The sequence below is a fragment of the Actinoplanes sp. NPDC026619 genome (assembly GCF_040638295.1).
GTDB lineage: Bacteria > Actinomycetota > Actinomycetes > Mycobacteriales > Micromonosporaceae > Actinoplanes.
Window position 1 is genome coordinate 18,836 of the sequence record NZ_JBEZYA010000043.1, and the last position, 13,903, is coordinate 32,738.

The 13,903-nt window shown below is 70.1% G+C and carries 12 protein-coding genes and 1 pseudogene; 8 read left to right on the top strand and 5 right to left on the bottom strand.

What is annotated here, in order from left to right:
- Nucleotides 1-43 precede the first annotated feature (43 nt).
- On the top strand, nt 44-1,726 hold the full coding sequence (locus tag AB0E90_RS47560) for a CTP synthase (RefSeq protein WP_360419639.1): 1,683 nt from the start codon (nt 44-46) through the stop codon (nt 1,724-1,726).
- Nucleotides 1,723-2,310, top strand: a complete 588-nt coding sequence (locus AB0E90_RS47565) for an NUDIX hydrolase (RefSeq protein WP_360419641.1) — start codon at nt 1,723-1,725, stop codon at nt 2,308-2,310. Before AB0E90_RS47560 ends, AB0E90_RS47565 begins: the two co-directional genes overlap by 4 nt.
- Here AB0E90_RS47565 and AB0E90_RS47570 read toward each other — a convergent pair.
- Entirely contained in the window at nt 2,300-2,959 is a 660-nt protein-coding gene (locus AB0E90_RS47570) for an NUDIX domain-containing protein (protein WP_360419643.1), read from the bottom strand. The genes AB0E90_RS47565 and AB0E90_RS47570 overlap by 11 nt on opposite strands.
- 59 nt (nt 2,960-3,018) lie before the next feature.
- On the opposite strand from AB0E90_RS47570, the gene AB0E90_RS47575 reads away from it, so the two are divergent.
- Complete coding sequence (locus AB0E90_RS47575) at nt 3,019-3,801, top strand: DeoR/GlpR family DNA-binding transcription regulator (protein WP_360419645.1); 783 nt, start codon at nt 3,019-3,021, stop codon at nt 3,799-3,801.
- Between the two features lie 174 nt (nt 3,802-3,975).
- Here the strand turns inward: AB0E90_RS47575 and AB0E90_RS47580 are convergent, their stop codons facing one another.
- Nucleotides 3,976-4,761, bottom strand: a complete 786-nt coding sequence (locus tag AB0E90_RS47580) for an alpha/beta hydrolase (RefSeq protein WP_360419647.1) — start codon at nt 4,759-4,761, stop codon at nt 3,976-3,978.
- A 104-nt stretch (nt 4,762-4,865) separates the two neighbouring features.
- Between AB0E90_RS47580 and AB0E90_RS47585 the strand changes: the two genes are divergently transcribed.
- Nucleotides 4,866-6,362: a cellulase family glycosylhydrolase gene (locus AB0E90_RS47585; RefSeq protein WP_360419649.1), complete on the top strand. Its 1,497-nt coding sequence runs from the start codon at nt 4,866-4,868 to the stop codon at nt 6,360-6,362.
- Between the two features lie 120 nt (nt 6,363-6,482).
- Nucleotides 6,483-9,776, top strand: a complete 3,294-nt coding sequence (locus AB0E90_RS47590) for a TIM-barrel domain-containing protein (RefSeq protein WP_360419651.1) — start codon at nt 6,483-6,485, stop codon at nt 9,774-9,776.
- Here AB0E90_RS47590 and AB0E90_RS47595 read toward each other — a convergent pair.
- Nucleotides 9,762-10,139: pseudogene (locus AB0E90_RS47595) on the bottom strand (SDR family NAD(P)-dependent oxidoreductase); the annotation flags it as partial. The gene AB0E90_RS47590 and the pseudogene AB0E90_RS47595 sit on opposite strands and share 15 nt — an antisense overlap.
- A 93-nt stretch (nt 10,140-10,232) precedes the next feature.
- Entirely contained in the window at nt 10,233-10,649 is a 417-nt protein-coding gene (locus tag AB0E90_RS47600; RefSeq protein WP_360419653.1) for a PPOX class F420-dependent oxidoreductase, read from the bottom strand.
- A 186-nt stretch (nt 10,650-10,835) separates the two neighbouring features.
- Here AB0E90_RS47600 and AB0E90_RS47605 point away from each other — a divergent pair, with 186 nt between their 5' ends.
- Nucleotides 10,836-11,087 (top strand): hypothetical protein, encoded by a 252-nt coding sequence (locus AB0E90_RS47605; RefSeq protein WP_360419655.1) that lies wholly within the window; start codon nt 10,836-10,838, stop codon nt 11,085-11,087.
- Here the strand turns inward: AB0E90_RS47605 and AB0E90_RS47610 are convergent.
- Entirely contained in the window at nt 11,060-11,722 is a 663-nt protein-coding gene (locus AB0E90_RS47610; RefSeq protein WP_360419657.1) for a class I SAM-dependent methyltransferase, read from the bottom strand. The two genes, AB0E90_RS47605 and AB0E90_RS47610, sit on opposite strands and share 28 nt — an antisense overlap.
- 137 nt (nt 11,723-11,859) lie before the next feature.
- On the opposite strand from AB0E90_RS47610, the gene ald reads away from it, so the two are divergent.
- Both ald and AB0E90_RS47620 read left to right on the top strand, forming a co-directional pair.
- Entirely contained in the window at nt 11,860-12,975 is a 1,116-nt protein-coding gene (gene ald / locus AB0E90_RS47615) for an alanine dehydrogenase (RefSeq protein WP_360419659.1), read from the top strand.
- The gene (locus AB0E90_RS47620) at nt 12,972-13,874 is read left to right on the top strand and encodes a site-specific tyrosine recombinase XerD (protein ID WP_360419722.1); all 903 of its coding nucleotides are present in this window, start codon (nt 12,972-12,974) and stop codon (nt 13,872-13,874) included. Before ald ends, AB0E90_RS47620 begins: the two co-directional genes overlap by 4 nt.
- Nucleotides 13,875-13,903: the final 29 nt, after the last annotated feature.

Sequence of the window (13,903 nt, forward strand, 5' to 3'; positions counted from 1 at the left end):
CGGTCTGCATGTCGGATCTACAGACAACCCACGGGAGCGGGCGTTGGCCTCATCAGTGCGCGACACGCGGCACATCTTCGTCACCGGGGGCGTTGCCTCCTCGCTGGGCAAGGGCCTCACCGCCTCCAGCCTCGGCAATCTTCTGACCGCGCGCGGACTGCGGGTCGTCATGCAGAAGCTCGACCCCTACCTGAACGTCGACCCCGGCACGATGAACCCTTTCCAGCACGGTGAGGTGTTCGTCACCGAGGACGGCGCGGAGACCGACCTCGACGTCGGTCACTACGAGCGATTCCTCGACCGGTCGCTGTCCGGCAAGGCGAACGTGACGACCGGGCAGGTCTACTCGGCGGTCATCGCGCGGGAGCGCCGCGGCGAATACCTGGGCGACACCGTTCAGGTCATCCCGCACATCACGAACGAGATCAAGAGCCGGATCTTCGCGATGGCCGACCCGGACGAGTCCGGCCGGGTCCCGGACGTGGTGATCACCGAGGTCGGCGGCACGGTCGGCGACATGGAGTCGCTGCCGTTCCTCGAAGCCATCCGGCAGGTCCGGCACGAGGTCGGCCGCGATCATGTCTTCTACCTGCACGTATCGCTGGTGCCCTACCTGGCGCCGTCCGGCGAGCTGAAGACCAAGCCGACCCAGCACTCGGTGGCGGCACTGCGCAACATCGGCATCCAGCCGGACGCGCTGATCTGCCGCAGCGACCGGGTGCTGCCCGAGAAGCTCAAGCACAAGCTGGCGCTCTACTGCGACGTCGACCGCGAGGCCGTCATCGCCTGCCCGGACGCGCCGAGCATCTACGACATTCCCAAGGTGCTGCATCGCGAGGGTCTCGACGCGTACGTCGTGCGCCGTCTCGGCCTTTCCTTCCGTGATGTCGACTGGGCGACCTGGGACGACCTGCTGCACCGGGTGCACCACCCGAAGCGCACCATCACGGTCGCGCTGGTCGGCAAATACGTCGACCTGCCCGATGCGTACCTCTCGGTGAGCGAGGCGATCCGCGCTGCCGGCTTCGCCAACAACGTCAAGATCCAGCTGCGCTGGGTGCCGAGCGACGACTGCGAGACCACGGCCGGCGCGGCCGCCGCCCTGAAGGGCGTCGACGGCATCGTCATTCCCGGTGGGTTCGGTGTCCGCGGCATCGAGGGCAAGGTCAACACTTCCCGGTACGCCCGGGAGAACCAGATCCCGATCCTCGGCCTGTGCCTCGGTCTGCAGTGCATGACCATCGACGCGGCCCGCAACATGGCCGGGCTCACCGGGGCCAACTCGCTGGAGTTCGACGAGCGCGCCGCCTATCCGGTGATCTCCACGATGGCCGACCAGCAGGACATCGTCGCCGGCAAGGGCGACCTGGGCGGCACCATGCGGCTCGGCGCCTACCCGGCCGTCCTGACCGAGGGGTCGGTGGTGTCCGGCGTCTACGACGGGGCGACCGAGATCTCCGAGCGGCACCGCCACCGGTACGAGGTCAACAACGACTACCGGGACAAGCTCGCCCAGGCCGGCCTGGTCTTCTCCGGCACCTCGCCGGACGGCCGCCTGGTCGAGTTCATCGAGCTGGCCCGCGACGCGCATCCGTACTTCGTGGCCACCCAGGCGCACCCCGAGCTGAAGAGCCGCCCGACCCGGGCGCACCCGCTGTTCGACGGCCTGGTCAAGGCCGCCGTCGAGTACGCGGCGGCGGACGAGCTGCCGGTGGAGGCCCCGTGACCGCGTTCGTGCACGAGACCGTCTCCCGCGACTCGCGGTATTCCGGGCCGATCTTCGAGGTCTTCACCGATCGGGTGACGATGTCCGGCGGGAACACCGTCACCCGCGACATCGTGCAGGCCAAGGGCGCGGTCGGCGTGGTCGCGCTCGACGACGTGGGCCGGGTCGCGCTGATCTGCCAGTACCGTCATGCCGTCGGCGCGCGCCTGTGGGAGCTGCCGGCCGGTCTGCGGGACGTGGCCGGCGAGGACTTGGTCGTGGGCGCCCGGCGTGAGCTGGCCGAGGAGGCCGACCTGCGGGCCGGCCGCTGGGACCAGCTGATCGATCTGCACACGTCGCCGGGCTTCACGGACGAGTCGATCCGGCTCTTCCTGGCCCGCGACCTGACCGCGGTTCCGGAGTCGGAGCGGCACAGCCGCACCGACGAGGAGGCCGACATCGAGCTGCACTGGTTCGATCTCGACGAGGCGGTCGCCATGATCTTCCGCGGCGACATCACCAACGCGGCGGCGGTCGGCGGTCTGTTCGCGGCGGCCCGGGCCCGTGACGAGGGCTGGGCGACGCTGCGCCCCGTTACTTCCTGAAGGGGCCGCTCAAGGCGGCCCACTGCAGCAGCATGACGGTCTTCGCGTCGGCGATGCTGCCGTCGGCGATCGCGTCCAGCGCTTCGTCGAACGGCAGCTCGACCGACTCGATGTCCTCACCCTCGGCCGCGACGCCGCCGCCGTCGCCCGTGCAGTCGGCCGGCGTGTAGGGCGCGGCGTAGAAGTGCAGCCGCTCGGTGACCGAACCCGGGCTCATCCAGATCTTGAAGACCTCCTGCAGCTCACCGACGGTCACGCCCAGCTCCTCGGCGGTCTCCCGGCGGATCGCGCTGGCCGGGTCGTCGTCGTCCAGCAGCCCGGCCGCGGCCTCGACGAGCATCCCGTCCGGATGTCCGTTCACATAGGCCGGATAGCGGAACTGCCTGGTCAGCAGCACCGTGCGCCGATCAGCGTCGTAGAGCAGGATGGTCGCTCCGTCGCCGCGGTCGTAGGTCTCCCGCTGCTGGCGTGACCAGCTCCCGTCCCGCTGCCGGTAGTCGTAGGTGGTGCGGCGCAGCACGTGCCAGGCGGTGGCGAGCAGCTCGACGTCGCGGACCACGACATCCGGATTGCCGGTCAGCTCACGGCCGGCCCGGTCGAGGCCGGTGCGCCCGCGTGCATCGGGCACGTCGATACCTGGTGTTGTCATGATCGGCACCGTACACTCCGAAACACGCAAGAGTCGACAACAGCAAGGAGAAACACGTAATGCTTGCCGCCGAGCGGCGCGACTTCCTGCTGGCCCGGCTGCGTTCCGGGGGCAAGGTGGTGGCCAAGGACATCGCCGCCGAGATCGGGGTGGCCGAGGACAACATCCGCCGCGACCTGCGCGAGATGGCCGCCGCCGGGCTGTGCCAGCGGGTCTACGGCGGGGCCCTGCCGTCGGCGGCCGCGGCCGCCGACTACGCCACCCGCACCACGGTGGCCGCCGACAGCAAGGGTCGGGTGGCCGCGATCGCCGCGACGCTGATCCCGGCCGGTGGCACCGCCATCCTCGACGGTGGCACCACCGCCCTCGCGGTGGTCGCGGCCCTGCCGGCGGATCTCTGCGCGACGATCGTCACGCACAGCCCGACGGTCGCGGCCGCCCTGGTCGCCCACCCCACGGTCGACGTCTACGTGCTGGGCGGGCGGCTTTTCAAGCACTCGGCGGTGGCCTGCGGCGCGGCGACCGCCGAGGCCGCCGCCCGGATCACCGCGGACGTGTTCCTGCTGGGCGTGACCGGTGTTCATCACCGGGCCGGCCTCACCACCGGCGATCCCGATGAGGCCGCCATGAAGCGGACTCTCGCCTCCCGGGCCGCCGAGACCTACGTGCTGGCCAGCGCGGAGAAGATCGGGGCCGCCTCGCCGTTCGCGGTGCTCGGGTTGGCCGAGGTGGCCGGGGTCGTCACCGACGTCGCTGACGACCATCCCGAGCTCGGCCGGCTTCGCGAGGCGGGGGTCGTGGTCTTGTCCCGGGCCCGCCCGGCGGTGGCGCGCGGAGGGTGAGCCGCACCCGGCGTCACCGGGGAGGCGGGACCGGTGCTGACCCGTACTCCTGAAGTTTGAAGGCCGGCATTCCGCAATGCGCTGCGAAATGCCGGCCGTGCGTGCCGCGTCCTCCCATGCGCCGCATCGAAGAACTTCTGAGCAACCATCCCAGCCGATTCATAGCTTTCGAATTCACTCCTCCAGGAACGCGGCGATCCGCTCGGGCCAGGTGCGCACGCCCGCCGAGGTGGACGAGACGTGCAAGTAAGCCTCCGGCAGGGTGCGGACCAGGAACTCCGCGGTCGAGACCGGGTGGATCGGGTCGGTCTCCCAGGCCAGGATCAGGGTGCGGTGGGGCAGGGCGGCGATCGCCTCGGCCGGCGGCAGGTCGGCGGCAGCGGCGCCGCGCAGCAGCGAAGGCAGCAGCGGCTCGGGCACGTCGGCGTCGTAGCGATAGTCCGGCACGTCGGCGAAGATCTCCGGCACCGGCACCTGCTGCAGGCCGGCGACCCAGGCGGCCTTGCCGTCTCTCTCCACCTGGTCGGCGCCCGACGAATACATCGTGGCGGCGGCCACCCTGGTCGGCCCGGTGGTCGGCGGGATCATCAGGATCAGCCGGTGGAAGCGGTCGGGCGCCTTCGTCGCGGCCCAGAGCAGGGTGCCGGTGCCCATCGACTCGCCGGCCCAGTCGACCGGCTCGCCGCCGCGCACCTCGTCGGCCAGGGCGATCAGGTCGTCGGCGAGGCTCGGCCACCGGTATTGCTCCGAGTCGGGTGAGCCGGTGGATCGGCCGTGGGCGCGAGCGTCGTACCGAACAAGGCGGTGTTTGCTCGTGATCGGCGACCAGTCGAGCAGGCCGACCTCATCCTCGGCGGCTCGGCTGAAGAAGATGCCGTGCGAATAGCCGAGGATCGGGCCGTCGCCGGCGATCTCATAGGCCAGGTCGGCGCCGGGGCGGGAGAGAACTGAATCAGCCATGCCCCCACGCTATGCCCCGGGTCCGACAAGAGGCTTGACAACGATGTCGTGGGTGGACGAATCTGGGAGCGCTCCCAAATCGTCCCCCGTCGATTGGCATCCCCATGCGACTACGCACGTTGTCCCTGGCCGCGGCCGCTTCACTGGCCGTGGCCGGGGCATTCGCCGTGACCTTATCCCCGGCGTCCGCGGCCACCACCGGCTGTTCCGTCGCCTATAAGGTCACCGGCTCGTGGCAGGGCGGGTTCCAGGGCGACATCGCGATCACCAACCTCGGCGACGCGATCTCGTCCTGGTCGCTCGGCTTCGACTTCCCGACCACGACGCAAAAAGTCACCCAGTCGTGGGGCGGCGTGTTCGCGCAGTCCGCCGCCCACGTGACCGTGACCAACGCGGCCTGGAACGGGTCGCTCGGCACCAGCGCGACCACCTCGGTCGGTTTCATCGGGTCGTGGAGTGGCAACAACCCGGTGCCGGCCGCGTTCACCCTCAATGGAGTGGCATGCACCGGCGGTGTCTCGGCGACCACGCCGCCGACTACCGCCCCGACTACCGCTGTTCCGACCACCGCTCCGCCTGCCACCGGTGCCGCCCCGGCGCTCAAGGTCTCCGGGAACAAGCTGGTCAACGCGTCCGGGCAGACCGTGAAGCTCTACGGCGTCAACCGCTCCGGTGGCGAGTTCGCCTGCATCCAGGGCAACGGCTTCTGGGACGGCCCGATGGACCAGGCCTCGATCACCGCGATGCGCACCTGGAAGATCCGCGCGGTGCGGGTTCCGCTGAACGAGGAGTGCTGGCTGGGCACCGCCGACGTCCCGGCGGCCTACGGCGGCACCGCGTATCAGAACGAGGTCAAGGCGTACGTCAATCTGCTGATCCAGAACGGGATCACGCCGATCGTCGAGATGCACTGGAGCTACGGCCTCTACACCGGCACCTCGTCCGGCTGCAGTGACGTCAAGGCGACCTGCCAGAAGCCGATGCCCGACGCGCAGTACGCCCCGTCGTTCTGGACCGGCGTCGCCAACGCGTTCAAGGGCAACGACGCGGTCATCCTCGACCTGTTCAACGAGCCCTACCCGGAGCGCGCGACCGGCGACGACACGTCCGGCTGGAAGTGCTGGCGTGACGGCGGCACCTGCACCGGCATCACCTACCAGGTGGCCGGCTTCCAGTCGCTGGTGAACACGGTCCGCGCGACCGGCGCCACCAACGTCATCATGATCGGCGGCCTGGCCTACTCGAACAACCTGAGCCAGTGGCTGACCTACAAGCCGACCGACCCGCTGAACAACCTGTCGGCCTTCGCCCACATCTACAACTTCAACACCTGCTCGACCACGTCCTGCTGGGACAGCCAGATCGCCACCACGGCGGCGCAGGTGCCGGTCACGCTCTCCGAGATCGGTGAGAACGACTGCGCCCACGGCTTCGTCGACGGCCTGATGGACTGGGCCGACGCGCACGGCATCGGCTACCTCGGCTGGACCTGGAACACCTGGGACTGCTCGAGCGGCCCGTCGCTGATCAGCGACCACAACGGCACCGCGACCAACTACGGCCAGGGCCTGAAGACCCGCCTGGCCACCGTCTCCAACTGACGCCTCGCGCCCGGCCCTCTCGAGGGCCGGGCGTTCGGGCAACATCGACGCCGCCCTATTGACTCTCCTCCCGGGGGAGACTCCACTGTGTGACGAGCACGTCACCGATCGGGGGCCGTCATGTTGCGACGCGTTGCTGCTGTGCTGGTCATGCTTCTCGGGTTCGTCGGCACGCCTGTCGCCGCGCTGGGCGCGTCGCCCGCGGCGCAGATCAGGGGCCAGGAGATCCGTTCCGGCCATCTGCGCGTCCAGGTTCTGGGCCCGACGCTGCTCCGGCTTGAGTACGCGTCGGACGACGTCTTCGAAAACCGCGCGACCTTCACCGCCGTCGACCGTTCCCCGGGCCGCACCTGGTTCCGTGCGAGCACCGCCGGCGGCGAGCTCCGCGTCGAGACCAGCGCCGTCACCCTGCACTACCGCCTCGACAGCGGCCCGGTCACCGAGTCCAACACCACCCTCGACCTCACCGTGGCCGGCCGCCGCACCAGCGTGCACCCGGCGTTCGGCTCCCCGGCGCGCGCCGACGCGCTCGGCGGGTGGTACCGCGGGCTCGACTTCTACGGCGGCCAGGCCGGCCCGGCCGACCAGATCGCCCTGCACCCCGGCATGCTCAACCGCTCGGGGTGGTATTTGCTGGACGACACCGCGACGGCCGTCCGCACCGGCGACGACTGGGTGGCCGCGCGGCCCGCCCGCAGCGACCCCTACCAAGACGGCTACCTCTTCGGTTACGGCCACGACTACCAGCGCGGCCTGGCCGACCTGCGCACCCTCACCGGCCCGTCGCTGCTACCGCCGGAGTGGGCCTTCGGCACCTGGTTCTCGAAATACCAGGCGTACAGCACCGCCGATTACCGCGACCAGCTGCTGCCCGCCTTTCGGGAGCACCGGGTGCCGCTCGACTCGCTGGTGGTCGACACCGACTGGAAGTCGCCGAACCAGTGGGCCGGGTGGAACTGGAACCCGGCGCTGTTCCCCGACCCGGCCGCGTTCCTGGCCGAGCTGAAGAAGCAGGGCATCAACACCACGCTGAACGTGCACGCCGCGATCAGCGGGGACGATCCGCAGTTCGCCGCCGCGCAGGCCACCGCCAAGGGCAAGCTGGCCCCGGCCGCGAGCAGCTTCGCGCCGAACCCGTTCCGCTTCGACTGGGGTGACGCCGACCAGGCCGCCGCCTATTCGCTTTTGCACAAACCGTTTGAGGACCAGGGCGTGCAGCAGTGGTGGCTCGACTACTGCTGCGACGACAGCACGGTCAGCACCCCGGGCGTCACCGCGGACAGCTGGGTCAACGAGCTTTATAAGCGCAATGGCGACGCCCGCGGGCAGCGCGGCTTCTCGCTCGCCCGGATCGGGGCGTCGTTCCCGGACTACACCACGCCCGGTGCCTCCGGGCCGTGGGCCGAGCATCGCAGCACCGTCCACTTCACCGGAGACACCCGCCCCGACTGGACGACCCTGGGCGTTGCGGCGAAGATGACGCCGGCCGAGGGCAGCATCGGCATGTCCTACGTCAGCCACGACATCGGCAGCTTCGCCGGCAAGCACCTGCCCGACGACCTCTACCTGCGCTGGGTGCAACTGGGCGCGTTCCAGCCGATCCTGCGGCTGCACTCCGACCACGGCGACCGGCTGCCCTGGGAATACTCGGACGCGGTCGCCGGCCCGGCCGCCGACTTCCTGCGGCTGCGCGAGTCGCTGGTGCCGTATCTGTACACGGCCGCCCGGCAGAGCTACGACACCGGCCTGCCGATGTCCCGCGCCCTCTACCTGCAGTGGCCGGAGCAGGACGAGGCATACAAGCACGACACCCAATACCTGCTCGGCGACTCGCTGCTGGTCGCGCCGGTCACCACGCCCGGCCTGGCCACCACCGCCCCGGTCTGGTTCCCGCCCGGCACCTGGACCGACTTCTTCACCGGCGCCACCTTCCGCGGCCCGGCGACCCGCACGGTCGGCGTCAGTCCCGACCACATGCCGGTCTACGTGCGGGCCGGCGGCATCATCGCCCAGCGGCCCGGCGACACCAACGTGGCCGGCCAGGCGAAAGACCGGCTCACCCTCACCGCCTACCCGCACGCGACCGGCGCCACCCGGGTCTACGAGGACGCCGGCGACGGCCTCGGCTACCGCACCGGCCAGTTCGCGCAGATTCCGGCCCGCTACACCGAGGGCCGGGCCCCGTCCCTGACGGTCGGCCCGGTCGCGGGCACCTACCCGGGCGCGCCGACGACCCGGCACTACACGGTCGCGTTCGCCGACGTGAGCCGCCCGCACACCGTCACCGCCGGCGGCCGCCGCGCCGACTTCACCTACGACGCCGCGAAACACCTGCTCACGGTGCAGGTGCCGGCAACCGCGAGCGGCCGGGCGGTGACCGTCACCCACGACGGCAAGCCACTGGCCGTGACCCCGCAGCCCGCCGTCGACGTCACCTTCACCGCGCCCGACGGGTTGCAGTCCGGCGCCACCAGCAGCCTGGTCACCACCGTCCACAACACCGGCCCCGGCACGATCCGCGATCTGCGGGCGAGCGTCGCCACCCCGACTGGCTGGGTCATCACCCCGCGCAGCGCGACGACGCGGGCCTCGCTGGCCCCGGGCGCGACGTTCGCGGTGACCTACGACGTCACGCCCACCGGGGCGTCCCCGCGCACGGCGAACGTGATCGCACGGGTCGCCTACCGCAACCCCGACGGCACCACGGTGGAAGCGCCCGCGGCGCTGTCCGTGCCCGTCCGCCCGGTCGCGGTGACGTTCCGCGTGCTGGCGCCACCGGGCACGCCGCCCGACGCCACCCTTTACGTGCCCGGCAACATCGACCTGCTCGGCCCGTGGGACCCGGGCAAGCTGGCGATGACCAACCGCGGCAACGGCATCTGGGAGTCCACCATCACCGTGCTGGACGGCACCGACATCCAGTACAAATACACCCGAGGCACGTGGGAGACGGTCGAGGACTGGGGCTCGATCACCGGCACGGTGAACCGCGGAGTCACGGTGGACGGCGGCATAACCCAGACGATGCTGATCGACGACACGTCCACGGCGTGGGGCACCGGCGTCCCCGACGACCACCTGGCGATCCAGTACTGGCGCGACCCCCTGGTCGTCTCGACCACAGTGACTGCCGCCGCCGTGACGGTGCGCTTCGAGCGCGACGTCCAGCCCACCACCGGCACCGATTACACCGGCGCGATAACGCTGACCGGGCCCGCCGGGCCGATCGCCGGCACGACCACGGAGCCCACCCCGGGCACCCTCGTCTGGACCCCGTCCACCTCCCTGCCACCAGGCTCATACCAAGCCACGGTCGCCCAGGTGAGCAGCACAGGCGCCGGCGGCGTCCCGATCCGCGAGCCCTACACATTCACCGCGACCGTCTCGGCGGCGGCCGGGTCAGCGCTGAGGTGAGCGGCGTAACCGGGCGCCGGCGCGCAGCAGTGGGCCGAGCGTGCCGGTCACGGCGGCCATGCGGCGCGGATAGGAGACGATCGCCGGGCGGGTGCGGATGCAGCGCATCAGCACGTCCACGGCCTGGTCCGGGGAGATCTTGAACGGGGTGACCGGAGACTTTGCCATCTTGGTGTCGACGAAGCCGAAGCGGACGGTGGTGACCGCCACGCCGCGCGGGCGCAGCGCGGCGTCCAGACCCAGCAGGTAGGCGGTCAGGCCGGCCTTCGATGCCGCGTAGCCCGGCGCCTCGGCGGAGATCACCGCGTCGGCGAGGCTGGAGAGCCCGATAATGTGACCCCGGCTTGCGGCCGGCATGCGCGGCCCCGATGCCGTCGCTGTCCCCGATGACGAGGGCGTTCATCGGTTCTTCCCGCCTGCATTCACGCGCAATGGTAGCGAGCACCGCCGACTTGATCAGTGGACGTCGCGGCTGTTCGGCACCAGCTGGTGCGGTTCGGTGTCGGGTTGGTCGAGGCCGAACGCGATGATTCGCCGCGGGTGGATCCGGATGATCGGTCCGGAATTGCCGTAGGCCGAGTCGGTGGGGGAGTCCAGCGCCTCGGCCGTGCCCCTGATCTCCAGGCACCGCACCCGCCACGGCTGCACCGACGGCAGATCGTCGACGACGAAGGCGACCTCGTGGGTGGCGGCCACATTGCGGAACTTGCGGCTGCGTTCCATGTTGAAGCCGGCGATGTCGATGGTCTGGGCAGCGGCGTTGTAGCGGTAGCCGACCGGGCTGTTCTGCAGGGTCCCGTCCGGACGCATGGTGGCCAGCCGCCCGAGGTGCTGGCCGCCGAGGTACGCGATCTCGTTCTCCGAAAAGCTCACGCCGTGCACTCTGCAACCTCAACCTTGGTTGAGGTCAAGCCGGCCCTTTCGCATTACCGCGAGCATTTTCCGGACGGGCTATTCCGAAGACTGTTCTGGACCGATTCAAATCGACGCGGAATTTGGGTGAATAGACGCCCGATCGGCGGCTCGACGGCGAGTGGTCCGTGCAACTACATTTTGTAGGTGACCACGCGGAGTGAGGGATTCAAGGTCGGGGACCTGGTGACGGTGCTGCCGCCGTACGACCGGGATCCCTACATCCTGAACTTCCAGCATTACGGCCGGATCGCCGCCGTCGAACACAACGACAATGCCTCGTCCTACATGGTCGAGCTCGATTCGACCCTGCCGCCGCGGCGCCAGGTCGGCCCGTTCCCGCCCGGCCGGCTGGCCAAGGGCTGGCGTGATCAGTCGGGCCGCTGGCTGGTGGAGTAACAACTGATCTCCATGCCGTCCTCGACCGGGAAGCCCACGCTGACGTAACTGCCGGCCGGGTCGCGCACGTAATCCAGATAGGGCAGGAGGCTCTCGAAACTGGTGTCGTCGGCGACGACCAGCGCGCCGTCGGCCAGCTTCGGCTCGAGCAGCCGCAGCATCGGGAGGTAGAGGCCCTTCCAGCCGTCGAGCAGCACCAGCCCGATCGGTCCGTCGAGCGCGGCCAGGGTCTCGAGCGCGTCGCCCGGTCGCACCTCGATCAGGTCGTCGACGCCGGCCTCGACGAACGACGCCCGGGCCGAGGTGACCTTGATCGTGCTCAGCTCGGTGGTCAGCACCCGGCCCACCCCGTTGTCGCGGACGGCGGCGGCCAGGTAGAGCGTGGAGATGCCGTGCGAGGTGCCGAACTCGACGACCAGCTGCGGTCGCGCCGATCGGACCAGGTTGTGCAGCAGCCGGCCGCCCTCGGCCGAGATCGGCAGGAAGACAGGCGCGAGCGCGTCGGCCCGCTCCTGCGCGGTCGCCTCCGGCCCGAGCGGGGCGATGTCGAGGTCGTCGTCGCCGAGCGCCGCCGCGTGCAGCCGCTCGAGGACGCCGCGCAGCGGCTCGGTCAGCAGCGTGCTCCGGGCGGTCATGGCAAGGATCTTAAAGCCCGTTCCTATGTGGAAGGCGAACAATCTTCGAACCGGACGAAACGGTCGTTTCCCGAGGTCAGGCCGGGGTAATGTTCGGCCAAGGGCCTCACTCAGCGTCGAGAAAGGCGGATCTTGTCGTGAAGGTCGGCATCCCCAGCGAGATCAAGAACAACGAGTTCCGGGTCGCGATCACGCCCGCGGGCGTCTACGAGTTCACCCGGGCGGGGCATCGGGTCTTCGTCCAGGCCGGCGCCGGCACCGGGTCCTCGATCACGGACGGCGACTATCAGTCGGCCGGCGCGACCATCCTGGCCACGGCCGACGAGATCTGGCAGACCGGTGACCTGATCCTCAAGGTCAAGGAACCTATCGCCGAGGAATACCCGCGCATGCGCGCCGGGCAGGTGCTGTTCACCTACCTGCACCTCGCCGCGTCCAAGGAGTGCACCGACGCCCTGGTCGACCGCAAGGTCACCGGCATCGCGTACGAGACGGTCGAGCTGCCGGACCGGTCGCTCCCGCTGCTCGCCCCGATGTCCGAGGTCGCCGGGCGACTCGCCCCGCAGGTCGGGTCCTATCACCTGATGCGCTCCGGCGGCGGCCGCGGCGTGCTCATGGGCGGCGTCCCCGGCGTCTACGCGGCCAAGGTCGTGGTGATCGGGGCCGGCGTCTCCGGGATGAACGCGGCCGCCATCGCGCTCGGCATGCAGGCCGAGGTGCTGGTGCTCGACCGCAACATCGCCCGGCTGCGAGCCGCCGACGCGGATTATCGAGGTCACCTGCAGACGATCGCGTCCAACGCGTACGAGATCGAGAAAGCCGTCGTGGACGCCGACCTGGTGATCGGCGCCGTGCTGATCCCCGGCGCGAAGGCGCCGAATCTGATCTCCAACGAGCTGGTCAGCCGGATGAAGCCGGGCAGCGTGCTGGTCGACATCGCGATCGACCAGGGCGGCTGCTTCGAGGACTCGCGACCCACCACGCACGCCGACCCGGTCTACCGGGTGCACGAGTCGATGTTCTACTGCGTGGCCAACATGCCCGGCGCCGTGCCGCACACCAGCACCTACGCACTGACGAACGTCACCCTCCCGTACGCTCTGGAATTGGCGAACCTCGGCTGGCGCCAGGCCCTCCGGGCCGACCCCGCGCTTGCTCTGGGTTTGAACACGTTCGACGGAAACGTCACCTATGGACCGGTGGCGGAGGCGCACGGCATGCGGACCCTGCCGACAACCGAGGTGCTCAACTGAGCGTTCAACGTGCCATCGACACCTATCTCGATCATCTCGCGGTCGAACGTGGGCTGTCGATCAACACCCTCGCGTCCTACCGCCGCGACCTCGACAGATATGCCATCTTCCTGACCACGGAAGATCTTGCTGAGGTACGCGCTGCCGACGTCACCGAGCACCTCGCCACGCTGCGCGAGGCCGGCCTGGCGCCGGCCAGCGCGGCCCGGGCGGTGAGCGCGGTGCGCGGCCTGCACCGCTTCGCCGTCCGGGAGGGACTGGTCGCGGTGGACGTCGCGGCCGAGGTCAAGCCGCCCGCCCCGCCCAAACGCCTGCCGAAGGCCCTCGACGTCGACCAGGTCACCCGGCTTCTCGCGGTCGCCGACGGCACCCCGCTGGGCATGCGCGACCGGGCGCTGCTGGAGTTCCTCTACGGAACCGGGGCGCGGATCTCCGAGGCGGTCGGTGCGGCGATCGACGATCTCGATCTCGGCGACGATGCCGCCGCGATCCTGCACGGCAAGGGCGGGCGCACGCGTCTGGTCCCGGTGGGCGATTACGCGAAAGCCGCGCTCGATGCCTATTTGGTACGGGGTAGACCGGCGCTCGCCGCCAATGGCAAGGGCACTCCCGCCGTCTTCCTCAACGCCCGCGGCGGCCGGCTGTCGCGGCAGAGCGCCTGGACGATCCTGCACCGGGCGGCCGAGGCGGTGGGTCTGCCGGTCGAGGGACCACACGCCGTGAGCCCGCACACGTTGCGGCACTCCTATGCCACCCATCTGCTCGACGGCGGCGCCGACGTGCGGGTTGTCCAGGAGCTTCTCGGGCACGCGTCGGTGACGACCACGCAGGTGTACACCCTGGTCACCGTGGACCGGCTTCGCGAGGTGTACGCGACCGCACACCCGCGGGCTCGTTAGACGCTGCGCACCCATAGATGGCGACACGC